20 protein-coding genes and 2 pseudogenes are annotated in these 24,718 nt (G+C 70.7%); 14 read left to right on the forward strand and 8 right to left on the reverse strand.

Annotation, left to right across the window (positions count from 1 at the left end; all coding sequences use genetic code 11):
* Positions 1–130 precede the first annotated feature (130 nt).
* Positions 131–3,122, forward strand: a pseudogene (locus tag GEV28_RS08280) (family 16 glycoside hydrolase).
* 46 nt (positions 3,123–3,168) lie between these two features.
* Here GEV28_RS08280 and GEV28_RS08285 read toward each other — a convergent pair.
* From GEV28_RS08285 to GEV28_RS08295, 3 genes are read right to left on the reverse strand one after another with little or no spacing between them, the layout of a single operon-like run.
* Positions 3,169–4,959, reverse strand: coding sequence for a choline/carnitine O-acyltransferase (locus tag GEV28_RS08285; protein WP_291410318.1), 1,791 nt, complete (start codon positions 4,957–4,959; stop codon positions 3,169–3,171).
* Positions 4,956–5,750, reverse strand: coding sequence for a class I SAM-dependent methyltransferase (locus GEV28_RS08290; protein ID WP_291410320.1), 795 nt, complete (start codon positions 5,748–5,750; stop codon positions 4,956–4,958). Before GEV28_RS08290 ends, GEV28_RS08285 begins: the two co-directional genes overlap by 4 nt.
* Before the next feature lie 15 nt (positions 5,751–5,765).
* On the reverse strand, positions 5,766–6,629 hold the full coding sequence (locus GEV28_RS08295; RefSeq protein WP_291410322.1) for an arpA protein: 864 nt from the start codon (positions 6,627–6,629) through the stop codon (positions 5,766–5,768).
* 213 nt (positions 6,630–6,842) lie between these two features.
* Between GEV28_RS08295 and GEV28_RS08300 the strand changes: the two genes are divergently transcribed.
* Positions 6,843–7,067 carry a hypothetical protein gene (locus GEV28_RS08300; protein WP_291410323.1) on the forward strand — a complete coding sequence of 75 codons (225 nt, stop codon included), beginning with the start codon at positions 6,843–6,845 and terminating at the stop codon, positions 7,065–7,067.
* Between the two features lie 172 nt (positions 7,068–7,239).
* On the opposite strand, the gene GEV28_RS08305 is transcribed toward GEV28_RS08300, so the two are convergent.
* A complete protein-coding gene (locus GEV28_RS08305) occupies positions 7,240–7,731 on the reverse strand; it encodes a hypothetical protein (protein ID WP_291410325.1) in 492 nt (163 codons plus the stop codon).
* An 86-nt stretch (positions 7,732–7,817) separates the two neighbouring features.
* Between GEV28_RS08305 and GEV28_RS42205 the strand changes: the two genes are divergently transcribed.
* The 11 genes and pseudogenes from GEV28_RS42205 to GEV28_RS08360 all read left to right on the forward strand — a co-directional run bounded on the left by GEV28_RS42205 (position 7,818) and on the right by GEV28_RS08360 (position 18,886).
* Positions 7,818–7,955 carry a hypothetical protein gene (locus GEV28_RS42205; RefSeq protein ID WP_367115052.1) on the forward strand — a complete coding sequence of 46 codons (138 nt, stop codon included), beginning with the start codon at positions 7,818–7,820 and terminating at the stop codon, positions 7,953–7,955.
* Positions 7,956–8,044: 89 nt separating this feature from the next.
* Positions 8,045–8,797, forward strand: coding sequence for a 3-hydroxybutyrate dehydrogenase (locus GEV28_RS08315; RefSeq protein ID WP_291410328.1), 753 nt, complete (start codon positions 8,045–8,047; stop codon positions 8,795–8,797).
* A 39-nt stretch (positions 8,798–8,836) separates the two neighbouring features.
* Positions 8,837–10,729: a GAF domain-containing protein gene (locus GEV28_RS08320; protein ID WP_291410330.1), complete on the forward strand. Its 1,893-nt coding sequence runs from the start codon at positions 8,837–8,839 to the stop codon at positions 10,727–10,729.
* A gap of 148 nt (positions 10,730–10,877) precedes the next feature.
* Positions 10,878–11,681: an ABC transporter ATP-binding protein gene (locus tag GEV28_RS08325; RefSeq protein ID WP_367115053.1), complete on the forward strand. Its 804-nt coding sequence runs from the start codon at positions 10,878–10,880 to the stop codon at positions 11,679–11,681.
* Between the two features lie 3 nt (positions 11,682–11,684).
* Positions 11,685–12,401: an ABC transporter ATP-binding protein gene (locus GEV28_RS08330; RefSeq protein WP_291410333.1), complete on the forward strand. Its 717-nt coding sequence runs from the start codon at positions 11,685–11,687 to the stop codon at positions 12,399–12,401.
* A gap of 20 nt (positions 12,402–12,421) precedes the next feature.
* Positions 12,422–13,681 carry an ABC transporter substrate-binding protein gene (locus GEV28_RS08335; RefSeq protein ID WP_291410335.1) on the forward strand — a complete coding sequence of 420 codons (1,260 nt, stop codon included), beginning with the start codon at positions 12,422–12,424 and terminating at the stop codon, positions 13,679–13,681.
* A 150-nt stretch (positions 13,682–13,831) separates the two neighbouring features.
* Positions 13,832–14,704: a branched-chain amino acid ABC transporter permease gene (locus tag GEV28_RS08340; RefSeq protein ID WP_291410337.1), complete on the forward strand. Its 873-nt coding sequence runs from the start codon at positions 13,832–13,834 to the stop codon at positions 14,702–14,704.
* Positions 14,701–15,735, forward strand: coding sequence for a branched-chain amino acid ABC transporter permease (locus GEV28_RS08345; RefSeq protein WP_291410339.1), 1,035 nt, complete (start codon positions 14,701–14,703; stop codon positions 15,733–15,735). Before GEV28_RS08340 ends, GEV28_RS08345 begins: the two co-directional genes overlap by 4 nt.
* Before the next feature lie 75 nt (positions 15,736–15,810).
* Positions 15,811–16,058: pseudogene (locus tag GEV28_RS08350) on the forward strand (endonuclease); the annotation flags it as partial.
* A gap of 250 nt (positions 16,059–16,308) precedes the next feature.
* Positions 16,309–17,373, forward strand: a complete 1,065-nt coding sequence (locus tag GEV28_RS08355) for a DUF3103 family protein (protein WP_291410342.1) — start codon at positions 16,309–16,311, stop codon at positions 17,371–17,373.
* Positions 17,374–17,524: 151 nt separating this feature from the next.
* A complete protein-coding gene (locus GEV28_RS08360; RefSeq protein ID WP_291410344.1) occupies positions 17,525–18,886 on the forward strand; it encodes an NAD-dependent succinate-semialdehyde dehydrogenase in 1,362 nt (453 codons plus the stop codon).
* A gap of 83 nt (positions 18,887–18,969) precedes the next feature.
* Here the strand turns inward: GEV28_RS08360 and GEV28_RS08365 are convergent, their stop codons facing one another.
* From GEV28_RS08365 to GEV28_RS08380, 4 genes are read right to left on the reverse strand one after another with little or no spacing between them, the layout of a single operon-like run.
* Positions 18,970–19,635, reverse strand: coding sequence for a response regulator transcription factor (locus GEV28_RS08365; protein WP_291410346.1), 666 nt, complete (start codon positions 19,633–19,635; stop codon positions 18,970–18,972).
* Positions 19,632–20,792: a histidine kinase gene (locus GEV28_RS08370; protein WP_291410347.1), complete on the reverse strand. Its 1,161-nt coding sequence runs from the start codon at positions 20,790–20,792 to the stop codon at positions 19,632–19,634. Before GEV28_RS08370 ends, GEV28_RS08365 begins: the two co-directional genes overlap by 4 nt.
* Positions 20,793–20,795: 3 nt before the next feature.
* Positions 20,796–21,398, reverse strand: coding sequence for an MMPL family transporter (locus GEV28_RS08375; RefSeq protein WP_291410349.1), 603 nt, complete (start codon positions 21,396–21,398; stop codon positions 20,796–20,798).
* Positions 21,356–22,849: an MMPL family transporter gene (locus GEV28_RS08380; protein ID WP_291410351.1), complete on the reverse strand. Its 1,494-nt coding sequence runs from the start codon at positions 22,847–22,849 to the stop codon at positions 21,356–21,358. Before GEV28_RS08380 ends, GEV28_RS08375 begins: the two co-directional genes overlap by 43 nt.
* 306 nt (positions 22,850–23,155) lie before the next feature.
* Between GEV28_RS08380 and GEV28_RS08385 the strand changes: the two genes are divergently transcribed.
* The gene (locus tag GEV28_RS08385; protein WP_291410353.1) at positions 23,156–24,697 is read left to right on the forward strand and encodes a radical SAM protein; all 1,542 of its coding nucleotides are present in this window, start codon (positions 23,156–23,158) and stop codon (positions 24,695–24,697) included.
* The last annotated feature ends 21 nt before the right edge of the window (positions 24,698–24,718 follow it).

Consider the following 24,718-nt stretch of genomic DNA (forward strand, 5'->3'; position numbering starts at 1 on the left):
ATTGGACGTAACTTTGCCTCAAACCGTACAAACTTTCGTTGACCGTCGACGAAAGTATTCGTAAGTTCGGCTCCACGGGCTGTCCAGCCGAGGCGAACCCCTGCCGCCTCAACGGCCCCGAGGAGCAACGATGCACCTGTCCATCGACAAACCGTTCCGCCGTGCGCTGCCGGCGGCACTCGTCGTGCTGGCCACGGTCGGCGCCGGCCTCGTCATCGCGCCCGCGCGGGCGCACGCGGACGTCCCACCCCAGGAACCGGGCGTGACCCTGCGCGTGTTCGACGTGCAGGTCGGCCTGAACGAGATCTGCACCCTGAAACCCGGGCAGACCCCCAACGTCGACAAGCTGATGCCGACGATCGACTGGACCACCACCGAGGACTTCGGCATCGGCGACTACTTCGTCTCCGAGGTCACCGGCAACATCAGCGTCGCGACCGCGGGCACCCACGACTTCCGGCTCACCAGCGACGACGGGTCTCGCCTGCGCATCGACGGCACCGTCGTGATCGACCACGACGGCCTGCACTCGCCGACGTCCAAGGACGGCTCGGTCGCGCTGACCGAGGGCTACCACGCCCTGCGGATCGACCACTTCGACAACCAGGTCGACCAGCAGATCACGCTGGAATGGCGGCCGCCGGGCGCATCGGACTTCGTCGTGGTGCCGAGCTCCGTGCTGAGCACGGACGCGGGCGTCGTGCGGGTGACCGCGCCGGGGCGCAAGGAGTGCGAGGGCGTCACCGACACCCCGGGCGACGGCCTGCCGCTCACCGGCGTGCACCCGAACTACACCTTGACCAACCTGCGCCCCGACGGGTTCGAGCCACAGGTGAGCGCGATGGACTGGCTGCCCGACGGCCGGCTGGCCATCGCCACGTGGGGCGGTACGGACAACGAGCTCGGCGAGGTCTACCTGCTGAGCAACGTCACCGGCAGCACCGACCCGTCACAGGTGCTGGCGCAGCGGATCGCGAGCGGTCTCAAGGAACCGATGGGCATCAAGTACGTCGACGGCAAGCTGTACGTGTCGGAGAAGAACGGGCTCGTCGAGCTGAACGACACCAACGGCGACGGCGTGACCGACGACTACCGCACGATCGCCACCTGGCCCTTCGGCGGCAACTTCCACGAGTTCGCGTTCGGGCTCCTGTACCGGGACGGCTTCTTCTACCTCAACCTGTCCGTGGCCATCGACTACGGCGGCGCCACGACCGACCCGCAGCCCGCGCCGACCGCGGCACCACCGTCAAAGTCGACCGGAACACCGGCGCGGTGTCCTATGTGGCCGGTGGGCTGCGCACCCCGCACGGCATCGGGTGGGGTCCCGGCGGCGACGTCTTCGTCACCGACAACCAGGGCGGCTGGCTGCCGTCGTCGAAGCTGGTGCACATCAAGCAGGACCGGTTCTTCAACCACTACATGAACCCGGACGGCCCGTTCGACTCCCAGCCGGTGACCCAGCCCGTGCTGTGGCTGCCGCAGAACGAGATCGCCAACTCGCCGAGCAACCCGGTCCTGCTGAGCGAGGGCGTCTTCGCCGGGCAGATGCTGTTCGGTGACGTGACCTACGGCGGCATCCAGCGGGCGTACCTGGAGCAAGTGAACGGCGAGTACCAGGGCGCGGTCTTCCGCATGACGCAAGGACTCGAGGCGGGGGTGAGCCGCATGAGCCTCGGGCCCGACGGCGCGATCTACACGGGCGGCATCGGCGCGGGCGGCAACTGGGGCCAGCCGGGCAAGCTCAGCCACGGCCTGCAGAAGCTGACCCCCAACGGCGCCAACACCTTCGACATCCTCGCGATGCGGGCGGTCCAGGGCGGCTTCGAGCTCGAGTACACCCAGCCGCTGTCGGCCGAGACCGCGCAGGACCTCGCGGCGAGGTACGAAGCCAGCCAGTGGCGCTACGTGCCCACCGCCGACTACGGCGGCCCGAAGGTCGACGAGCAGGCGCTGACCGTGACGTCCGCGTCCCTGTCCGCAGACCGCAAGAAGGTCACCCTCGCGCTGTCCGGTCTGCAACCGGGTCGCGTGGTCCACGTGCGGTCGCCGCGGCCGTTCGCGGCGGAGTCCGGTGAGTCGCTGTGGAGCACCGAGGCCTGGTACACGCTCAACTCCATGGTCGGCAACACCGGACAGGCCACGGAGTACGAGGCGGAGACGGCCGGGCTGAGCGGCGGTGCCGCGGTCAACACCGACCACACCGGCTACTCGGGCACCGGCTTCGTGGACGGGTACTGGACCCAGGGTGCGACCACCACGTTCAACGTCAGCGCGCCGTCCGCCGGCACCTACAACGTCGGGCTCCGCTACTCCAACGGCCCGAACCCGGTCGCCGGCACCAAGACGGTGAGCCTGTACGTCAACGGCACCAAGGTGCGGCAGCTGCCGCTGGCGAGCACCGGTGACTGGGAGACCTGGGCGACCCACACGGAGGCCGTCGCGCTGGACGCCGGCTCGAACTCGGTGGCGTTCAGGTACGACAGCGGCGACGACGGCAACGTCAACCTCGACAAGATCACCGTCGGCTCGGGGCGCGGATCGTGCTGTTCGACGGGACGAACCTCCACGCCTGGGAGGCGCGCTCCGGCGGCGCGGCGACCTGGCCGGTGGCGGACGGCTCGATGGAGTCGCTCGGCGGCGACATCCGGACGAGGCAGAAGTTCGGCGACTTCCGGCTGCACGTCGAGTGGTACGAGCCCGAGTACCCGCCGGAGGTCACCGGGCAGGCCAGGGGCAACAGCGGCATCTTCCTGCAGGAGCGCTACGAGCTCCAGGTGCTCGAGTCGTTCGGTGACACCACTCCCGCGTCGAACGAGGCGGGCGCGATCTACTCGAAGCGGGCGCCGGACAGCAACGCGGCGACGGCGTCCGGGACGTGGCAGACCTACGACGTCACGTTCCGCGCGGCTCGCTTCGACGCCGCCGGGAACAAGACCGCCAACGCTCGGGTGACAGTCGTCTGGAACGGCGTCGTCGTGCACGACGACGTGGAGATCGACGGCGGCACCGGCGACAGCCTGCCGGAGGACGCGGCACCGCAGTCGATCCGCCTGCAGGACCACGGCGATGCCGGCGCGAACCCGCGCTTCCGCACCATCTGGGTCGAGCCCTTGGCCTGACCCGGCCCGACCAGGACGGGCTCGGCGACCATCCGGCCGCCGGGCCCTACCCGGTCGCCAGCACGTCCTCGAGCTCCGCCACGGCCGTGGTCAGCTCCTCGGCGAAGCGGTGCATCTGGTCGGCCACGTGCCGCGGGGTGCTCAGGTAGATGTTGAGCCCGTCGGGCAGCAGCACGTAGGCGACCCCGATGCACTGCGGGCTGGTGGAGCCGAAGCCGAAGTACTGGATGTTCGCCGACGGCGCGGAGCTGGTGCTCAGGTAGTCGTCGCGCATGACGAGCCAGCCGGGACTCTCGTAGAGCGCGATCGGCTCGGTGGCGCCGGCCCGCTCGGCGATCAGCTGCAGCTCCCAGAGGTGCTGCTCGGGAGCGTCGCCGGCCTGGCACTCCTTCGCCAGGGCCACGTGCTTGGCCGCCGCGGCCCGGAAGGCGGCCGAGCGGGCGGCCCGGTCGGCGCTGTCGTCGTCCATTGTGGACACGAAGGTCAGCACCTCGGGGGTGACGACGCGCATCGCCTCCGTGCGGCCGTGCCGGTACTGGCGGGTGGCGATCGACTCGTAGGTGGCGCCGGTGAGTCCCTTCGCCCGCCGGTGGGCGAGCTGGTAGGCCATCTGCACGAACGCGTCCGGGGACATGCCGAGCTGCTTCGCCCTGCTCGCCCCGAAGTCCGCGAACGACACCGTCCGCGTCGCGGTGGCGTCGGCGTACGCGGCGAACGACTCGCCGGCCTCCCGCGCGGTCCGGCCCAGCGTGGCGTCGAGGGTGAGCTCGATGCGTGTCGCGGTGGGCACCCCGGTCGCGGCGGGCGGGCCGGCGGGCGCCGTGTCGAGCTCTGCGGTCAGCATGATGTCGACGAAGCTGAGGATCGTGGTGCCGTCCAGACCGCAGTGCTCCACGTTGATCCCCGCGGTGCCGTCGGCGAACACGACCAGCGAGAAGGACTTGTCGAACCACCGGTTGCCGCTGTTGCCGTGCAGCAGCCCGTCGCAGGCCTGCTGGGTGTCCGCGGGCGAGACGTCCTCCAGGCACAGGCCGAACAACGCGGTCTCGAGCTCCTCGAATGCCGCCGCGTTGCCGGGGTCCGCGAGCAGGGTCTGCCTCGCGCCGGCCCACTCCGCCCTTGCCATCGTGGTGAGGTGCCCGGCGGCGGTGGCCGGGTCGGCCAGGACCTCGCCGGTCTTCATGATCGTGTGGAGCGCGGCGGCGAGGCTCTCGCGGTCGTAGGGCCGACCGTCCGGGTCGAGCACGTCCAGCCGGAACGGGGTGCCGCGGAAGAACACCACGAGGTGCCGGGCGGTCGAGGGCCCCGGCCACTCCTCGCTGTAGGGCGCCCGGACGGTGTCCTGCACGGCGCCGGGGATCCGGGTGGTGGAGAACAGGAACTTGTTCTGCACCATGGACAACGGCCGGCCGCGCTGGACGGCAGGCGGAACCGACTCGTCGTCAAGACGTAGCTTGTAGTCGACCGCCGCGGCCACGAGCGTGGCGGCCCGCTCCACCTGGTCCTGGCCGGAGTCGTGGAACAGGAAGAAGAAGTTGGCGTTGAGCGCGATCCGGTCCCGGCGGCCGAGGTAGCGGTAGGGCCAGAACTCGTCCAGCCAGCTGCCCACGTCGGGCCGCGCGTCGTAGCGTTCCAGGGCCGCCTGCAGCTCGTGGGCGGGGCTCTGCGGCGCGAGGAACGCCGCCACCGCGTCCTCGGTCCGCGCCCGCTGCGTCGCGGTGAGCAAGGGCGCGGACCATTCGAGGAACCGCCGGCAGGTGTCGGCCAGAGCGGGGACGGGCACCCGAGGGAGGTGCTCCTCGTTGCCGAAGGTGCGCGGGGACGGGTTGGGGTTCACGGTTGTCCTCGGGTCTCGACGGGCTCGGAAAAGTAGAGCTGGGCGCAGAGCCAGCCCTCGGTCTCCAGTTCGTGCGGTTCCACGCCGTTCGCGCGGAGGGCGTCCAGGATCTGCTCCTGCTCCCGCGGGTCGGCGAACCTGCGCTGCTTGACCATCCCGGCGACGCCGGTGGTGCGGTAGCCCAGCGCGGCGAGGCTCTCCGCGATCGGCTCGTAGGAGAACATCCGCAGCACGAAGTGCGCCATCGCGGGGCGCCGACCGTCCGGCATGTCGGCGATCCGGGCGATGGTCCGCTCCGTGATGTAGCCGATGCACCCGGTCGAGACGACCAGGTCAACTCCGGCGAGCAGCGCGGCCTGGTGCTCGGTCGGGGCGTCCCGCTCCAGGTCCGCGGGAATCGCGTCGTCGATGAAACCGGCGGCGTGCGCGTACTCCAACGCGGGCGCCGAGGAGTCCAGCCCGATGAACCGGGCACCGCGGGACCGCCCGAGCGCCCGGTCGCGGTCGAGCAGCCCGGTGCGGTCGAGCCGGCCGGCTTCCTCGCCGGTGTAGTGGTCGTAGAGCTCGTCCATGGTCGCGTCGCACCGGTACAGCGCCGCGTTGACGCCGTAGGAGCAGCCGACGTCCAGCACGGTCGGCTGGGGGCGTTCCTCGATGAGCTTCGCGAAGTAGGGCTTCGCCAGCTGCGGCAGCTGATAGTCGAGCTCGCGCAGGGTGGCGAAGTAGGGGCGGGGATCGGGCTCGGTGTAGACGTGGTCGAGGGAGACCTTGCCGGTCGAGTCGAAGGGCACTGGTCAGCTCCTTGCCTAGTCGAGCAAGCTGTCGCCGCGGACGGCTTCCGCGGCGAGATGCTCGGACAGGACCCGGCCGAAGAGCTGCCTGGTCCGCTCGGCGCTGCCGATCACGCCGGGCCGCTGACTGTAGGCGAAGATCGCCGTGTGCCGGGCCCGGCCGCCGCGCACGGTGCTGACCCGGTGCAGCGCGAGGCGGCCGCGGAACAGCTGCAGGTCGCCCGGGCGCAGGGTGAGCCTGCGGACGAGGTGCTCGCCGTTGCCCGCCAGCACGGCGGCGACGTCGTCGACGTTCTCCTCGCCGGCGGAGCGGATGTTCGGGCAGTACTCGAAGACGCCGTCGCGGTCGGCCCGCCGGGTGAGCATGCTGACGGTGAACTCGTTGGTGTCGAAGTGCCACGGGTGCGCCCTGCCCGGCGCGATCACGTTGAGGCACAGGCCCGACAGCGGGTCGGCGAGCTCGTACAGCCCGGGCAGCGCGAAGCAGTCGGCGACGAAGCGCTGGAACACCGGGCTGGTGTAGAGCTGGTGGATCACCGAGGACACCGGGATGTGGTCGCGGGCCACGAAGGCGTTGCCGCGTTCCATGACGGTGCGGCCGGGATGGCCGTCCGGCAGCGGCGCGTCGATGGCGATGTTGTAGGCGTTGACCAGCTCGACCCGGCCGTGTGCCAGCGGGGCGATCTCGGCGCACTCCCGTTCGAGCGCGTCCAGGAGAGACGGCCGGACGAAGTCGGCAAGGACACAGCAGCCGATGTCGTCCAGCTCCGCCCTCGCGCGGGCGACGACGGCCCGCCAGGCCGGCCCGTCGGGATCGGACAGGGGGTAGCGGTCGGTGTCGACCACCTCATCCACGGACACGGCTCCCGAGATGCTCATGGAAATCATGGGTACAGCACGAGATCGTGGCACAACAGGACCAGCGGTCGTTGGTGACACACCCCACACACTCGGTAGCCGCCGAGGACTTCACCAGTTGCGGGTGATGGGTGGGGCCAGTTGGAGGACGACCGTGCGAGCGGTGCCAGCGATCCGGCTGACCGCACCGGCCACGCGACTGGCCGGCACGAAGCCGGCGGAGGAGGTGCGCCGGTGCCGCAACAGCGATACGAGTTTCGGGTGAGCGGCAGGCTTTCCGAGCGCGCGCAACACGCGGTCGGGAACTTCAGCGAGGTGCGGATCGTGCCGGACCCGCCGGAGACGATCATCTACGGTGCGGTCACCGACCAGGCCCACCTGCACGGGATCCTGGCGTTCCTGGAGAAGCTCGGGCTGCAGATCGTGTCCGTGCACCAGCTGCCCGACGAGACCGAGTGACGGCACCCGGTGTCGGTTTGGCTCGCTTCGCTCGCTGGTGAGTGGGCCTGTTTCCGGTGTCTTCCCTCCTGTGCTGCTCACTCACTCGTTCCTCGCTCGCTCCGCTGCTCGTCAGTCCAGACACCGGCGGCCCACTCACGGCCCCGTGTCGTGGCTTGCTCGGTCCGCTCGGTCACGATGTCGGGGGCGTGGTGTTCGTCGGCGGGTCGGATGGTGAACCCGTTGTAGGGGAGCAGATGCTGGCCGCGTCGCCCAGTGCGGTGGCTAGGTCGCGTGCGGCGGCGCGCAGGCCCGTGGTGTCGATCGGCTGCGCCGTCAACGCGGTCTGCACGCGGTCGAGGGCCTGCCCGGCCTCGTCCAGACCGGCGCGCGCGTCGGGCTCGACCGCGTCGCGGGCGGCGTCGAACGCGTCGGACAGCTCTCCCGCCGCCGCGCTCACCTGGTCGGCGGTCGCGTCTCCGGTGGCCAACCGGCCGACCTCGGTGACGAGCGTGCGGGCCCGGTCCGCAACGCCGGTGCATTCCGGCCGGATCCCGTCCGACGGGGCAGTGGTCGTCGGTGTCGTCGCCGGGGGCTCCTGGGCCGGTTCGCCGTTCGTGGGGGAACAGCCCACGTGCAGCAGCAGCGTCACGCAGAGCATCAGGGTCGGACGTCGAACGGTCACCCGGCCATGGTCACCGCTGGGCGATCGCGTCCGGTGTCGTCAGCGTCCTGGTCGGCATCGTCGTGCTCGCGTACCCGGTGTCCAGCGTGACCACGATGATCTGGCTGTTCGGCATCGCCCTTGTCGTGATCGGTCTGACCGCGGTCGTGGGCGCGTCGTTCGGGGTCAGCCGCGGCCGGGCCACGTCCCGCGTCTCGCACGCCGCGGGCCCGGCCACCCCGTGAGGGTGTGTGCGACGCCGACATCAGACATGCGGTGATTGTGGATGTTCACTACGTGGAGCTGATCTGGGCCGCGCCGTAGGTTCACCAGCATGACTGCTGGGGATCTCTCCGGAAGACGTGCGCTGGTCACCGGAGCGGCCAGCGGAATCGGCCGGGCCTGCGCCACGCGGCTCGCCGCCGCCGGGGTGAAGGTGGTGGCCGCGGACCTGGACGCCGGCGCGGTCCAGCGGGTGGCCGCGGAGATCGACGCGCAACCGGTGGTCGTCGACCTCTCCGATCTCGACTCCGTCGACCGGCTCGACCTCGACGTCGACATCGTCGTCAACAACGCCGGGCTGCAACACGTCGCGGCGATCGAGGAGTTCCCGCCGGAGCGGTTCTCCTACATCCTGCGGGTGATGCTGGAGGCCCCGTTCCGGATCGTGCGGGGCGCCCTGCCGCACATGTACGCCCAGGGCTGGGGCCGGGTGGTCAACATCTCCAGCGTGCACGGGCTGGTCGCCTCGCCGTTCAAGGTCGCTTACGTGGCCGCCAAGCACGGGCTCGAAGGGCTGTCCAAGGTGATCGCGCTCGAAGGGGCCGAGCACGGCGTCACGTCCAACTGTGTCAACCCTTCCTACGTGCGGACGCCGCTCGTGGAGAACCAGATCGCCGCGCAGGCCGAGGTCCTCGGCATGGAGCCGGGCCAGGTCGTCGACGAGGTGATGCTCGGGCCCGCGGCGGTGAAGCGGCTGATCGAGCCGGCGGAGGTCGCGTCGCTCGTGGTGTACCTCTGCGGCGCCGACACCTCCGGCGTCACCGGGGCGTCCATGCGGATGGACGGCGGCTGGACCGCCCGCTGACGCATCACCGGGCGAGCCGAAGAACCGGGGCGAGGGGCTATGGGAACCATCGGCGGCATGTTCTGGAACGACTTTCTCCGGCTGCTCACCCGGGACGCCGCCGCGGTCGAGTTCGAGGGCCCGTTGCTCGCGGCCCGGTCGGGCGGCGCGCCGCCGGAGGTCGTGGCGGAGCTAGCGGAGGGCAAGCGGCTCGCCCTCCAGGTCCGCGAGGTGCTCGCCAGCCGCCGGCGCAGGGAAGGCCAGCTGACCGCGTTGTTCGAGACCGCGGGCGACCTCGCGCGGCTCACCGACCTGGACTCGGTCCTCTATGCGATCGTTCGCCGGGCCCGCCAGCTGCTCGGCACCGATGTCGCCTACCTGACGATGCACGACACCGAGCGCGGCGACACCTACATGAAGGTCACCGACGGCTCCACCTCAGCCGCCTTCCAGAAGCTGCGGCTCGGGTTCGGCGAGGGGCTCGGTGGGCTCGTCGCGCAGACCGGGATGCCCTACGTCACCGCCAACTACACGACCGATCCCCAGTTCCGGCACACCGGCGGGATCGACTCGGCCGTCGACGAGGAGGGGTTGGCGTCGATCCTCGGTGTCCCGCTGCAGATCGGCCAGCGGGTGATCGGCGTGCTGTTCGCCGCGAACCGCACCGAGCGCCCGTTCACCAGGGAGGCGGTCGCGTTGCTGGGCTCGCTCGGCGCGCACGCCGCGGTGGCGATCGACCAGACCCGGCTGCTGGATGAGACCAGGGTCGCGCTCACCGAGCTGAACAACGCCAACCACCTGCTCCAGGCGCACAGCGCGGCGGTCGAACGCGCGGCGGCCGCCCACGACAAGATGGCGCAGCTGGTGCTGACCGGCGGCGGGGTCGCCGACGTCGCGGTCGCGACCACCGAGGTGATCGGCGGGTCCCTGCTGGTGCTCGACGAGCAGGACCGCGAGCTCGCCCGGGTCGGGGAGCCCGGCCGGGTCGAGGCGAAGAAGCTGGCCGGGGCGGTCGCCGCGTCGCGGGCGACGGGCCGCGCCGTCCGGGAGTCCGGGCACTGGCTCGCGGCGGTCTCCGCGGGCACCGAGCACCTCGGTGCCTTGGTGCTCAGCGGAATGCCGGACCTCGAGGAGCCCGATCTGCGCATCCTCGAGCGCGCCGCGGTCGTCACCGCCCTGCTGCTGCTCGCCCGGCGGTCCGAGGCCGAGGTCGAGAGCCGGGTGCGCGGCGAGCTCCTCGACGACCTGCTGCGCCGCCGCGACCTCGACCCGGCCGTGCTCGTGGCGCGGGCCCGGCGGCTCGGCGCCGACCTCGACGTGCCGTACTCGGTGTTCGTCGCCGACATCGGCAGCGCCGACCGCCAGCGGGCCACGTTCGCGGCGAACCACCTGGCCCGCACCAGGTACGGCCTCAGCGGAACCTTCGACGGCGAGCTGGTCCTGCTGCTGCCCACCGAGGAGCCGGGCCCGGTCGCCGGCACCCTCGTCCGCGAGCTGGGCTCGACCCTGTCCGCGGAGGTGACGGTAGGCGGCGCGGGCCCGGCGCGGGGCGCCCGCGACGTCGGGCCGACCCATCGCGAGGCGCAACGCTGCCTGGGCGCGCTGCGCACGCTCGGCCGGACCGGCGAGGGGGCCAGCTCGGCCGAGGTCGGCTTCGTCGGCCTGGTCCTGAGCGACCAGCCGGACGTGGCCGGGTTCGTCGAGTCGGCGCTCGGCCCGATCCTGGACTACGACGAGCGGCGGGGGACCGAGCTGGTGGGCACCCTGGAGACCTACTTCTCCCGCGGTGGCAACCTCACCCGGACCAAGGAGGCCCTGCACGTCCACGTCAACACCGTCACCCAGCGACTGGACCGGATCGCGCAGCTGATCGGCTCGAACTGGCAGTCCCCGGAGCGGGAGCTGGAGCTCCAGCTGGCGCTGCGGCTGCACCGGGTGCGGGGTGGCCGATGATCACGAGAACGCGGGCCTATGTGTGGACCGCCCACATCCGGCGTGGTGCTTGTGGACCCAGTGACCATGTTGCCGCGGTTCACCACTCCCTAGTGTCGTCGCCGTGACGAGTGCCACACCGCCCGCAGTGGAGCGGGCACAGCCGGCGATGGGGGAGACCCCCATGCTGCGAACCCGCGGACTCTCGAAGGAGTTCAACGGCTTCCGCGCCGTCAACGACGTCGACCTCAGCGTCGAGGCCGGCACCGTGCATGCCCTGGTCGGTCCGAACGGGGCCGGCAAGACCACGCTGTTCAACCTGCTGACCGGTTTCCTCAAGCCGTCGGGCGGCACCATCTCGATCGACGGCCACGACGTGACCGGCATGCGCCCCGAGCGGATCGCCCAGCGTGGCGTCGCCCGCTCGTTCCAGATCACCAGCCTCTTCGAGGAGCTCACCCTCGCCCAGCACGTCGAGCTCGCGCTGCTCGGCCGCGACGGTGAGGGCTACCGCTTCTGGCGCTCCGACAAGCGTCTGCGCCGCTACCGCGCGGAGACCGAGCGGCTCCTGGAACAGGTCGGGCTCGCCGGGCGGGCCGGGGTGACGGCCGGAAGCCTCGCCTACGGCCAGAAGCGGGCGCTCGAGCTGGCCCTCGCGCTGGCCCTGTCGCCGCGCCTGCTGCTGCTCGACGAGCCGACGGCGGGCATGGGTGTCGAGGACGTCACCGGGACGATCGAGCTGATCCAACGGGTTCGCGAGGACCGCACGGTCGTCCTGGTGGAGCACAACATGAAGGTCGTCGGCGACCTCACGGACCGGGTCACGGTGCTGCAGTTCGGCAAGATCCTCGCCGAGGGCTCCTACGAGCAGGTGCGGGGCGACCCCCACGTCATCACCGCCTACCTGGGAGAGTCCGTGAGCGAGACCGGGAGAACGAGCGCCAGGCACGCGACGAGGAAAGACGGCGTGTAGCGGATGAGCGAAGCGAATGATCGGACACAGCTTGACGTCCAGGACGTTCGGGCCCGGCACGGCGAGGCCCAGGTGCTGCAAGGGGTCTCGCTCGACGTGGCGGCCGGCGAGGTGGTGACCCTGGTCGGGCGCAACGGCGCCGGCAAGACCACGCTGCTGCGCTGCCTGATGGGCCTGCACCGGTCGATGACGGGCACCGTCGTGCTCGACGGCAAGGACATCTCCCGGATGCCGTCGCACAAGCGGTGCCGGCTCGGCCTCGGCTACGTCCCCGACGACCGCGGCATCTACTCGACCCTCACCGTCGAGGAGAACCTCACCCTGCCGCCGACGACCGGGCCCGACGCCTGGTCGTTGGAGAAGGTCTACGAGACGTTCCCGGTGCTGGCGCAGCGGCGGCGCCAGTCGGGCACCCACCTCTCGGGCGGCGAGCAGCAGATGCTGTCGGTCGCGCGGGTCCTGCGGATGGGTGCCCGCCTGCTGCTCGCGGACGAGCCCACCGAGGGCCTCGCACCGCTGCTGGTCCAGCAGATCGGCGACATCATCCGCACGGTCAAGGCGCACGGGGTCACGGTCCTGCTGATCGAGCAGAACGTCCACTTCGCCTCGACCGTGGCGGACCGGCACTACCTGATCGCCCAGGGCCGGGTGGTCGAGTCACTCGACAACGCAGAGGTCAAACAGCGCGAGCACGAGCTGCTCGAGTACCTGGGCATCTGAGAACAACAGGAGGAACACACGTGGCAACCAGGCTCAAGGCAGCGGGCGTGCTCACGGCCACCATGGCGGTCGGTGCCCTGCTCGCCGGGTGCGGTGCGGGCGGTCCGCAGAGCGGCGGCGGCAAGGTCAGCGGCGACGCCATCAAGCTCGGCGTCATCACCGACCTGTCCGGCGTCTACTCCGAGCTCGCCGGGAAGAACGCCGTCGAGGCCGTGCAGATGGCGGTCGACGACTTCAAGAAGAAGCACGCCGACGACGCGGTCACCGACAACATCGAGGTGAGCTCGGCCGACCACCAGAACAAGCCGGAGATCGCCAACACGGCCGCCCGGGAGATGTACGACCGCGACGGTGTGGACGCGATCTTCGACGTGCCGACCTCGTCGGCCGCGCTCGCGGTGGCCACGGTGGCCGGGCAGAACAAGAAGCTCTACTTCAACATCGGCGCCGCCACCACCGAGCTGACCGGCAAGCAGTGCAACCCCTATACCTACCATTACGCCTACGACACCTACATGCTCGCGCACGGCACCGGGACGACCGTGACCGAGCAGGGCGCCAAACAGTGGTACATCATCTACCCGGACTACGCCTTCGGCCAGGACATGAACAAGAGCTTCACCGCGGCGATCGAAGCCGCGGGCGGCACGGTCGGCACCGCCGACCCCACCCCGTTCCCGAACGACAACTTCGCCACGTTCATGACGAAGGCACCCAACCTCTCCCCGAAGCCGGACGTGCTCGGCACGATGCAGGCCGGCGGCGACCTCGTCAACGTCGTCAAGCAGTACAACGAGTTCGGCCTGCGGGACAAGGGTGTCGACCTCGCCGTCGGGCTGATGTTCGACACGGACATCAAGTCCATCGGCGTCGCGCCGCTGGCCGGCACGCTCTTCACCACCGCCTGGTTCTGGAACATGGACGACCAGAGCCGGGAGTGGGCCGACAGGTTCAAGGAGCGCACCGGAACCCGCCCGACCTTCGACCACGCGGCCAACTACTCCGCCGCGACGCAGTACCTCGAGGCGGTCCAGCGGGTCGGAACCGACGACGCCGACGCGGTGCGCGAGGAGCTCGACGGGTACGAGTTCGAGGACTTCTTCGCCCGCGACGCGAAGTTCCGCGCGGAGGACCACTCCGTCACGCACGACTCCTACCTCGTCAAGGTGAAGGCGGAGGACCAGGTGAAGGAAGACTTCGACTTCACCGAGCTGGTCGAGAAGATCCCGGCCGGCGAGTCCTTCCGCAAGGCCTCCGACAGCGGCTGCTCGATGGGCTGATCCAGTGCCTGTCTCGGGGATCATCATGTGAGGTCGTGTGCCGACCAACGCGACCTCAGGGGATCGTGACGGCACTCAGCCACAATCAACCGGACCATCCGCGCCGTTCGCTGGGACGCAACCGACGCATTGAATTCCGGGGAGGCGCACGTGGAACTGGTGCAGCAGCTGGTCAACGGTCTGGTGAGCGGCAGCTTCTACGCCCTGCTGGCGCTCGGCCTGTCGGTGATCTTCGGCATGCTCGGTGTGGTCAACTTCGCCCACGGCGCCTTCTACATGCTTGGCGCGTTCGGCGCCTTCGTGCTCCTGGACACCGTGGGGCTGAGCTGGTGGCTCGCGCTGCTCGTGGTGCCGGTGGTCCTCGGCGTCCTCGGCATGGTCTTCGAGCGGCTGTTCGTGGCGCGGCTGGTCCGGCTCGACCCGCTGTACAACTTTCTGCTCACCTTCGGCGTCGCGTTGATCCTGCAGGACGTCGTGCGGTTGCGGTACGGGGTCGCCTCGCAGCCCTACGCCCGGCCGGAGCTGCTCGACGGGTCGGTGAGCCTCGGCCTGTTCGACTACCCGAAGTACCAAGTGTTCGTGTTCGTCTTCTCGATCGTGGTCTCGGTGCTGGTCTGGCTGGTGCTGACCAGGACCAGGGTGGGCGTGATCGTGCGCGCGTCGACGGAGCGGCCCGAGCTGACCCGCTCGCTCGGCATCGACGTGCGGCGCTGGGTCACCCCGGTGTTCGGGTTCGGGATCGCGCTGGCGGGGCTCGCGGGCGTGCTCGCGGCGCCGATGCGCGCGGTCAACTCCAGCATGGGCGGGGACCTGATCATCGTGATCTTCGCGGTCGTGGTGATCGGCGGGCTCGGCTCCGTCTTCGGCTCTGTGGCCGCCGGCTACATCGTCGGGATGCTGTCGGCGGTGGGCAACCTCTACCTCCCGGCGCTCTCGCAGAGCCTGGTGTTCATCCTGATGGCTCTCGTGTTGCTGCTGCGGCCGGCGGGACTGTTCGGTCGTGAGGAGGGCGTGCACGCATGATCATCTCCAGGCTCGTCGAGGGCCGGTCGCCCGCCGGGCGCCTCGGCCTGCTGGCCGTCGGGCTGGTGGTCGCGTTCGGGCTGCCCTGGTACATCTACCCGCCGGTGGCGCTGGATGTCGCGGCGTGGGCGTTGTTCGCGGTCGCGCTCGACCTGCTGCTCGGCTACACGGGTCTGCTCTCGTTCGGGCACGCCGCCTTCTGGGGCTCCTCGGCGTACGCCACGGGCCTCATCGCGATCGAGACGGGCATGCCTTTCTACGTGGCCGTGTTGGGCGGCGCGGTGGTGGCCGCGCTCATCGCCCTGCCGATCGCGATGCTGTCGGTACGTCGCACCGGTATCTACTTCGCGATGGTGACGCTGGCCTTCGCGCAGCTGATCTACTTCGTCGCCAACCAGTGGCGCTCGGTCACCGGTGGCGAGAACGGTCTGCAAGGGATTCCCCGGGAGCTCTTCGGCGTCGACCTGTCGGACTCGTTCTACTTCTACTATGCGGCGATTCCCTTGATACTGCTCGGGTTCCTCGGCGCGTGGCGGGTGGTGCACTCGCCGTTCGGCCGGGTGATGGTCGCGATCCGGGAGAACCCCGCCCGCGCGCGGGCGCTCGGCTATCCGGTCGACCGGTACAAGGTCCAGGTCTTCGTGGTGTCGGCGTTCCTGGCCGGCATCGCGGGTGGGGTGTACGCCGTGGGGCACGGGTTCGCCTCGCTGCAGGAGGTCTACTGGACCACCTCCGGCAAGGTGGTCGTGATGAACATCCTGGGCGGCATGGGCACGCTGTGGGGCCCGGTGCTCGGCGCGGGGATCATCGTGGCGCTCGAGGACTACCTGGCCACGGCGGGCATCGACGCCGTGGGCACGGTGACCGGGGCGATCTTCGTGGTCACCGTGCTGCTGTTCCGCAGAGGCATCTGGGGCACCGCGCGGCGCCTGCTGCTCCGGTTCCGCCGCAACCGCACCACATCCGAGCCGGTGTCCGATGAGGAGCCGCTCACCCAGGAGCCGAGCCCGACACCGGCGCCGCAGGCCTGACCGGAAGCCAGACTTTCGTGGGTGTCTGACGAACTGCCTGGCATGACAGGGTTTCAGCCACGCCTGCCTTGCCCTTTGCACGACATCATCGATGACGGCACGCATCTCACCTACGACCAGGTGTGGGACGCGTTGAAGGTCACCGACGAGGACCCGGCGAACCCGGCCGACGTCGTGATGATCTACAGCGGCGCGTCGACGGCGACTCGTTCGAGCCGCGCGACGCGGTGAAGGGCGACATCGCCCGCGGCATCCTCTACATGGCCGTGCGTTACGACGGGTTCGCCGACCTGGAGCCGAACGACGCGGTGAACAACAGCTCGGCGCCGTTCATCGACCACCCCGAGTTCGCGGAAGCCATCTGGTGAGCGGTCGGGTGCACCGGTCGGCTGCCGATCGGGCGCGCGTGCGCGTCCCAAGGGATCAATGTGGGCGCACGGTGTCGTGATCGATTGACAGGGAACTCCGGCATCCCTCCTAATTCTTTCGAACCCTGCTACCCGTAGGACGATCGAGAAGAGGGCCCGCGTGTACCCACGTGTCTTTCGCGTCGTCGCGTTGTCGTTCACCACAATGGCAGTCGCACTCGCCAGCTCCACCGTTCCCGTCCAGGCCGAGCCCGGCTCCGGTGCGCACACCGGAGTCTCGGCGGCGGGCACCGTCGCCGCGATCACCGACCGGCTCGCCCGACAGCTCGCCGCGCCACTGGCCGGCGACGCCCGGCGCGCCGGGCTGTTCTCGGCCACCGAAGCGGCGGCCACCGGAACGGCACTGTCCGGCGCCGCCGCGAGCCCGGCGCTCGACGGTGCGCTGCGCCAGGCCAACCGGGATGTGTTGGCCGCCAAGGGACTCCCCGCCGACGGGCCGTCGTTGCTGCGGCTTCGCCTGGCACATCCCGACATGCGGGCGGCGCTGAGCCGCGGGGAGGCGCCGCTGGTCGCGGCCGCCCCGGCCGACGACGTCGCCACGACCGTGACCGCGTACGCCGGCGACGGCGCGAAGGTCCTCCTCGACGCGAGGAAGGTGCCGCGGCAGCCCGTGTTCGTGGTCGAGGTCGACACCGCGAAGGCACTGCCGCTGGGCCTGGACGTGCTGCGGTCGGTCCTGGACCGGCACGGCATCACCGGCGCGCAGCCCGCCGCGGACGGCGGCTACTGGGCCACCCAGGTCCGGTCGGTGCGGCTGAACGACGACAAGGAACCGTGGATCAAGGGCGACGCGGAGATCTTCGGCATCACGGGCGGGTTCGGCCTGGACGGCAAGGTCGCGGTGGACACCGTGACGATGCCCTACCTCGACAACGACGGCACGACCTACTATCCGAACCAGCTGATCGTCCATTTCTCGGCGTACAAGTACAACCTGGCCGACTTCGTGATGATGGAGGACGACGGCGACACCAACTACCAGTCGCTCGCCGTCGCGCTGGCGAGCGCCCTGCTGACCATTGTGGACGGTGGGGCGTACGTCCCGCTGGTCAACGCGATCCTCAACGCGATCCCCGCATCCTGGTGGACGGACGACCCGGACTATGTCGACTCCTGGTACACCCTGTCCACCGCGACGGGCGGCCAGCTCAACGGCGCCGCCGGCAACGGCTCGATGAGCCTGGCGCCGTACTGGGTCGCACCTCTCTGACAACTCCGCGACACACCAAAACCCGCCGCCGCCCGCACGGGCGGCGGCGGTTCGTCGTGACGACATCTGTTCCTAGTGTATACGGTATGCAGTATGATGGAAGGAGTTGACCCAGGCACGGTGTCGTAGCGAACGGAGGCTCACGCCCCCCATGTACTCAGTCACCAACCCCGCGACGGGCGAGCTGCTCGAGGAGATCGAGAACGCGACCGACGAGGAGGTCAGGGCCGCGATCGACCGCGTCCACCGCGGGTACTCGTCGTGGCGGCGGCGGCCGGTCGCCGAGCGCGCGGAGATCGTGCTGCGCGCGGCGGAGCTGTTCGCCGAGCGGGCCGACGAGCTCGCCGCGATCATGACGCTGGAGATGGGCAAACGGATCAACGAGGGCCGCGGCGAGATCGGCGTCGTCGTCGACATCTTCACCTACTACGGGGAGAACGGTCCGGCGCTCGTGGCCGACGAGCCGCTGCCGATCAAGGGCGGCGAGGCGGTCATCGCCAAGCAGCCCATCGGCGCGCTGCTCGGCGTCATGCCCTGGAACTTCCCCTGCTACCAGGTCGCCAGGTTCGTGGCGCCGAACCTGGTGCTCGGCAACACGATCGTGCTCAAGCACGCCTCGATCTGCCCGCGGTCGGCGGCCGCGATCGAGCGGGTGCTGCGGGACGCCGGGGTGCCCGACGACGTGTACGCGAACACCTTCGCGTCCAGCAGGCAGATCCCGTCGATCCTCGCGGACCCGCGCATCGTGGGTGTGTCGCTGACCGGCAGCGAGCAGGCGGGCATCGCCGTCGCGGCCGAAGCGGGCAGGAACCTGAAGAGGTCCGTCCTGGAGCTCGGCGGGTCCGACCCGCTGATCGTGCTGGACACCGACGACATGGACGAGACGGTGAACGCCACCGCGACGGCCCGGATGCGCAACTGCGGCCAGTCGTGCAACGCGCCCAAGCGGATGATCGTCATGGCCGACATCTACGAGGACTTCGTCGACCGGCTCACCAAACGCGTGGCGGACTTCTACCAGCCGGGGGACCCCGCGGACCCCGCGACGAAGCTGCCGCCGCTGGCGTCGGTCGGCGCGGCGGACGAGGTGGCCGCGCAGATCGAGACCGCGATCCGCCAGGGCGCGACGCTGCGCACCGGCGGGCAGCGCATCGACGGCCCCGGCGCCTACGTCGAAGCCACCGTGCTGACCGACGTGACCCCGGAGATGGACGCGTACCGCGACGAGATCTTCGGCCCGGTCGTGCTGGTGTTCCGCGCGGAGACCGAGGAGGAGGCGATCGAGATCGCGAACGACTCGCCGTTCGGGCTGGGTGCCAGTGTGTTCGGCACCGACCGGGACCGGGCCCGCCGCGTCGCCGAGCAGATCGAGGCGGGCATGGTGTACCTGAACAGCTCCGGCGGGTCGCAGGCCGACCTGCCCTTCGGCGGGATCAAACGCTCCGGCATCGGCCGCGAGCTCGGCCCGCTGGGCATCGAGGAGTTCATGAACAAGAAGGCCATCCGCCTGTAGCCGGTGCCCAGGGGCATGCCCTGAACGACGCGCTCGGGACAGTGACCGCCTCGAGCGCGTCGTTCAGGGCATGCCGCGCCGGGTCACGGGTTGGTGGCGCGTACCAAGCCGGACTCGTAGGCCGCGATCACGAGCTGGGCCCGGTCGCGGACCTGGAGCTTGGTCAGGAGCCTGCTGACGTAGGTCTTCGCGGTGAGCGGGCTGATCACCAGCCGTTCGGCGAGCTCGGTGTTGTTCAGGCCGCGGCCGATCAGCGTCAGCACCTCGCGTTCGCGGTCGGTCAGCGCCGCGAGCTCGGCCGGGGCCGGGCCGGCCGGGTCGGGTTGGCGCAGCACCCGCTCGATCAGCGTCTGGGTCGCGCCGGGGGACAGCAGGGCCTCGCCGCCCGCGACCGTGCGGATCGCGGCCAGCAGGTTCGCCGGCTTGGTGTCCTTCACCAGGAACCCGCTCGCGCCCGCGCGCAGTGCCGCGACCACGTTCTGGTCGCTCTCGAACGTCGTGAGGATCAGCACCCGCACCCCGGCGAGGTCCTCGTCGGCCGCGATGGTGGCGGTCGCCGCGATCCCGTCGACCCCGGGCATCCGGATGTCCATCACGACCACGTCGGCCCGGCTCGACCGCGCCAGCCGGACGGCCTCGTCGCCGTCGGCGGCCTCACCGACGACGTCCATGTCCGGCGCGGAGCGCACGAGCATCGCGAACGCACTGCGCACGAGCTCCTGGTCGTCGGCCAGCACCACCCGGATCACCGGGCACCCCCGGCCGGCGCCCCGGTCGGCGCCCCGGTCGGCATCCCGGTGGGCACGGTCACCGCGACCCGGAACCCGCCGGCCGGCCCGTTGCCGGTGTCGAGCCGACCGCCGACCGCGTGCGCGCGCTCGGTCATGCCGACGATCCCGTACCCACCACCGGTCCCGTCCGCGCCGTGCCCGTCGTCGGTGACCTCGAGCCGCACCTGGTCGGTCCCGTACTCCAGCACCACCCGCGCCCGCTGTGCCCGCGCGTGCCTCACCACGTTGGTCAGCGCCTCCTGGGTGATCCGGTAGAGCGTCACCTCGACCGCGGAGGCCAGCGGCCGGCGCGTGCCCCGCACGTCCACGTCGACCGCCACCCCGACCTCGCCGGTCACCGACGCGAGCCCGGCGAGCCCGTCCAGGCCGGGTGCCGGCTGCCGGTCGGCGTCGGTCTCGTTGCCACGCAACACGTCCAGCGTGGTCCGCAGCTCCGCCAGCACCCCGCTGCTGGCGTCCGCCACGGTGTGCAGCGACCGGGTGATCGGCGCGAGCGTCGGGTCGTCGCCGCGCTCGTCGAGCAGGTGCGCGGCCACCCCGGCGTGCGAGTTGATCACGACGATGTGGTGCGCGAGCACGTCGTGCAGGTCGCGGGCGATCCGCAGCCGCTCCTCGGCGACCCGCCGCTCGGTGGACTCCGCGAGGAACGCCCGGTGGATCCGCACCGCCTGCCCGCCGACCGCGGCGACCACGAACCACCCGAGCGGGCTGATCACCTCGACCCCGGGCGGCCCGTCCTGCTTCAGCCCGACGGTGAGCAGGAGCGCGAGCGACGTGACCCCGAGCACGACCAGCGTCGCCACCCGCGAGGTGCCGACCGACACCGTGTAGATCAGCACGACCGCGACCGGCAGCCCTGCCTCGTGCGCGTAGCCCAGCGCGTGGTAGACAATCTCCACCAGCACGCACGACAGCAGCGCGACCACCGGGTACCGCCGCCGGACCAGCACCGGCAGCGCGGACAGCACGAGCAGCGCGAGCCCGAGCGCGTCGATCGGCTCGCCGTCGATCCAGTGCCGGGGCAGGACGAGGACGGCGAACAGGATCACGACCAGCAGCGCCGCGGTCAGCAGTACGTCCGATGTGCCGATCCCCAGCCTGCCCGCCGTCCTCATCCCTCAGCTCCGTTCAGCAGTGACGGTCACCGGCTCGTCCGTGGCCCGCGCCGGGTCCCTCGTCGCCGACCGGCCAGGCCACCAGATCCACCGGCGCAGACCCACGACCATGGGCGCCACCAGCGCGGGCGCCACGAGCAGAGTCTGCAGCAGAACCCCGACCGCGACCACCACACCGATCTCCACCATCGGCACGAACGGCAGCAACGCGAGCACCGCGAACGTCGCGGCCAGCACCAGCCCCGCCGACGCGATCACCGGTCCGGTCACCGCCACCGCCCGCCGCGTGGCGGCCTCGGTGCCCAGCTCCGCGCGGTCCTCGGCGATCCGCGCGACCAGGAAGATCGCGTAGTCCACGCCGAACGCCACCAGGAACACGAACACCAGCACCGGCATCGTCGGCTCCGCACCCGCGAACCCGAGCAGCCCGTGGAACACGAGCGTGCCGAGCCCCAACGCGGCGAGGTAGGACAGCACGACCGCGCCCACCACCAGCAGCGCCGCGGCGAGCGCCCGCAGCAGCAGGAACAGCACCACGAGCACGACCCCGAGCACGATGGGGATCACCAGCCAGGTGTCCCGCGCGCTCGCCTCCTCGGTGTCCACCCGCTCCGCGCCCTGGCCGCCGACAGTGCCCCGCCCGGCAGGTCGGCGCGCAGCCGCGCGACCACCGCGGCCTCCTGGTCGCTGTCGGGTCCGGCCGCGGGCACGACGTCGACGAGGGTCCAGCCGCGGCCCTCCCGGTCGGTCTCCGCGGAGACGACGCCGTCGGTCGCCCTGGCCGCGGCCAGCACGTCGTCGACCCGGTCGGTGGGCGTGGCGACGGTCAGCGGCCGGCCGCCTTCGCCGGGGTAGGCCTTCGCCAGTGTCGCGAACCCGGTGACCGACTCCGGGGTGGTCGTGAACGAGTCGGCCTGGCGCAGGTCGGTCGACAGCCCCGCCATGCCGATGCCGAGCGCGCCGAGCGCGATCGCCGAGATCGCCGCGGTCCGCAACGGCCGGGCGAACACCCACCGCCACAGGTCCCGGCTCGCCGGGGGAGTGCTGCCGAGCGTCGGCACCCGTGGCCAGAACACCTTGCGCCCCAACGAGATGAGCACCGCGGGGAACAGCGTCAGCATGGTCAGCAGGGTGGCCACGATGCCGACCGCGCCGATCACGCCGACCCCGGAGATGTCGTTCATCTCGGCCACGAACAGGCACCCGAGCCCGAGCGCGACGGTCGACCCGGACGCGAGGATCGCCGGCCCCACCCCGCGCAGCGCCGCCCGCATCGCGGCGTGCACGTCGCCGTACCGGCGCAGCTGCTCCCGGTAGCGCGCGACCACCAGCAGCGCGTAGTCCGTGCCCGCGCCGAACACCATCACGATCATGATCGACGAGCTCTGCGTGCTGACCGTGAGGTCGAGTGCCCCGGCGACCACCCGCACCAGCGCCATCGACAGGAACGCCGCCGCTCCGACGGTCAGCAATGGCACCAGCCACAGGAACGGGCTCCGGTAGGTGAGGATCAGCAGGAACGCCACCACCAGCACCGTCACCAGCAGCAACGTGGTGTCGATGCCCTCGAACACGGCATCGATGTCCGCGCCGACCGCGGCCGGCCCCGTGACCTCCGCCGACAGCCCGGCCGGCAGGTCGGCGGTCACCGCCCGCACCCGGTCGACGAACGCGGATGTGGCTTCCTCACCGCCGCTCGCCGCCCGGCTGACCGCGAACATCAGCGCCGTCCCGTCCTTCGACGGCACCGGCGGCATTCTGACATCGAACTCCCGCGCGAGGGTGTCGTGCTGCTCGCCCACCGCGCGGTCGTCCGCGCCGGTGAGCCCGGCCGCGCGGTGGTAGACGACGAGCACGTCGTCGGTCCCGGTCCCCGGCACGCGGGACTCGACATCGTGCACCAGGGTCGACTCCGCGCCGGCCGGCAGCCGGTCGGTGGCGTCGTCGCTCTGCACCGAGTCCAACCCGGACGCCAGCGGGAACGCCGCCACCAGCAGCATCACCCACAGCGCCATCGTGGCCCATTTGCTTCGGTGCCCGGCGGGCAACGTGAACATGGCGAACCTCCGTGTGTTGTGTGCACACGGTGGCTCGCGGGGCCTGTCCGGCGCGTCTGCCCACGGTGGACAGTCAGGGGTACTCCCGTGGTTGACCCCGCCGGTGGGGGGAGGCGAGCGGACCGGTGTTTTGGTTCTGCCGAACACCGCGGCGACCGGCTCGGTACGGGTAGACTCACCGTTGATCTTCGCGTTTGCTCGGACCACGGTGGGCCGTTGGCACGCAGACAGGCTTGCGGGCGCGGTGCTTTTCGCCTATCGCCGTTCTGGCCGCGCGTGCCCGGCTACCCGAGGGGAGCACACGCGATGAGGATAGGAATCCTTGATCTTCTCGGGCCGCCGGCCCGTCGCCCGGTGGACATCGGCTACCAGCTGCTGATCACCAAGCAGTACGCCAGCATCACGCCGCAGTCGATCTCGGTGTGGTGCCGGCGCCAGGGGCACGAGACGTTCTACGCCACCTACTACGGCCTCGGCCAGCCGCACCGGCTGCTGCCCGCCGACCTGGACGTGGTGTTCATCTCCTGCTACACGCAGGTCAGCCATCTCGCTTACGCGCTGGCGAAAATCTACCGCCGGGCAGGGATCCGGACGGTGATCGGCGGCCCGCACGCCAAGGCGTTCCCGGTGGACTGCCTGCGTTTCTTCGACCTGGTCGTGGGGGAGTGCGACCCCGAGCTGGTCACCGACATCCTGTCCGGCCAGTTCGACCCTGGCAGCATCATCTCCTCCGACCAGCCGTTCGACGACGTGCCCACCGTCGAGGAGCGGATGCCGGAGATCCGCGCGTCCGCCTTCTTCTGGGGCCGCAAACCGCTGATCCTGTCGGCGGTACCGATGCTCGCGAGCATGGGATGCCCGTACCGGTGCGACTTCTGCATCGACTGGAGCAGCACCTACCGGCCGCTGCCCGCCGACCGGCTCGCGGCCGACCTGCGCTACCTCGCCCGGCACCTGCCGGGCAGGCTCATCGTGTTCCACGACCCGAACTTCGCGGTCAAGTTCGACCAGGTCTTCGAGACGCTGGAGGCGCAACCGCCGGACCATCGCCCGCCCTACATCATCGAGAGCTCGCTCACGGTGCTGCGCGGGGACCGGCCACGCCGGCTGAAGGAGACCAACTGCGCGATGGTCGCGCCGGGCGTCGAGTCGTGGACCGACTACTCGAACAAGGCCGGGGTCGGCCGCGAGGCCGGTGTGGCCAAGGTCGACCACGTGGCCGCACACTTCGCGCAGCTCGCGGAGAACGTGCCGTACCTGCAGGCCAACTTCATCTTCGGGCTCGACACCGACCGGGGCGACGAGCCGATCGAGCTGACCAAGCGGTTCATGGACCGCGCCCCGTTCGCCTTTCCGACCATCAACATCCCGGTGCCGTTCGGCGGCACCCCGCTGCACGACAAGCTGACCGCCGACGACCGCATCCTCGGCGCGATGCCGTTCAGCTTCTACTACGCGCCCTACCTGGTGACCACCATCAAGAACTACGACCCGATCACCTACTACGAGAAGCTCACCGAGCTGTACGCGCACGCCGCGTCGCCGGAGATGTTGCGCAAGCGGCTGCGGACCACGTCGCACCGCGCCATCGGCTACGTGCACCGGGCCCGCACGGCCAGCTTCCGCACCGACATCGGGAGCTTCCGGCGGATACTGGGAATGCTGCGTTCCGACCGGAAGTTCCTGGCCTTCCACGAGGGGCGGAGCAACTCCCTGCCGGAGTACTACCGGCGCACCGGCGAACGCATGCTGGGCCGCTACGCCGAGCTGCTGTCCCCGGCCGACCGGACACCCGACCTGTCCCCGGCCGACACCCGGCGGCACCACCTGACCATCGAGCAGCGGTAGCCCGCGGCCTTCGACTGTCCA

It is taken from the genome of Actinophytocola sp. (genome assembly GCF_009379765.1).
In the GTDB taxonomy this organism is placed as follows: Bacteria; Actinomycetota; Actinomycetes; order Mycobacteriales; family Pseudonocardiaceae; genus Actinophytocola.

Excerpts from the sequence above, each read along its gene's own strand:
- GEV28_RS08295 (WP_291410322.1), bottom strand. The coding sequence starts at position 6,629 with ATGAGCATCTCGGGAGCCGTGTCCGTGGATGAGGTGGTCGACACCGAC.
- GEV28_RS08315 (WP_291410328.1), top strand. The coding sequence starts at position 8,045 with ATGACTGCTGGGGATCTCTCCGGAAGACGTGCGCTGGTCACCGGAGCG.
- GEV28_RS08320 (WP_291410330.1), top strand. The coding sequence starts at position 8,837 with ATGGGAACCATCGGCGGCATGTTCTGGAACGACTTTCTCCGGCTGCTC.
- GEV28_RS08325 (WP_367115053.1), top strand. The coding sequence starts at position 10,878 with ATGGGGGAGACCCCCATGCTGCGAACCCGCGGACTCTCGAAGGAGTTC.
- GEV28_RS08330 (WP_291410333.1), top strand. The coding sequence starts at position 11,685 with ATGAGCGAAGCGAATGATCGGACACAGCTTGACGTCCAGGACGTTCGG.
- GEV28_RS08345 (WP_291410339.1), top strand. The coding sequence starts at position 14,701 with ATGATCATCTCCAGGCTCGTCGAGGGCCGGTCGCCCGCCGGGCGCCTC.
- GEV28_RS08355 (WP_291410342.1), top strand. The coding sequence starts at position 16,309 with ATGGCAGTCGCACTCGCCAGCTCCACCGTTCCCGTCCAGGCCGAGCCC.
- GEV28_RS08360 (WP_291410344.1), top strand. The coding sequence starts at position 17,525 with ATGTACTCAGTCACCAACCCCGCGACGGGCGAGCTGCTCGAGGAGATC.
- GEV28_RS08370 (WP_291410347.1), bottom strand. The coding sequence starts at position 20,792 with ATGAGGACGGCGGGCAGGCTGGGGATCGGCACATCGGACGTACTGCTG.
- GEV28_RS08380 (WP_291410351.1), bottom strand. The coding sequence starts at position 22,849 with ATGTTCACGTTGCCCGCCGGGCACCGAAGCAAATGGGCCACGATGGCG.
- GEV28_RS08385 (WP_291410353.1), top strand. The coding sequence starts at position 23,156 with ATGAGGATAGGAATCCTTGATCTTCTCGGGCCGCCGGCCCGTCGCCCG.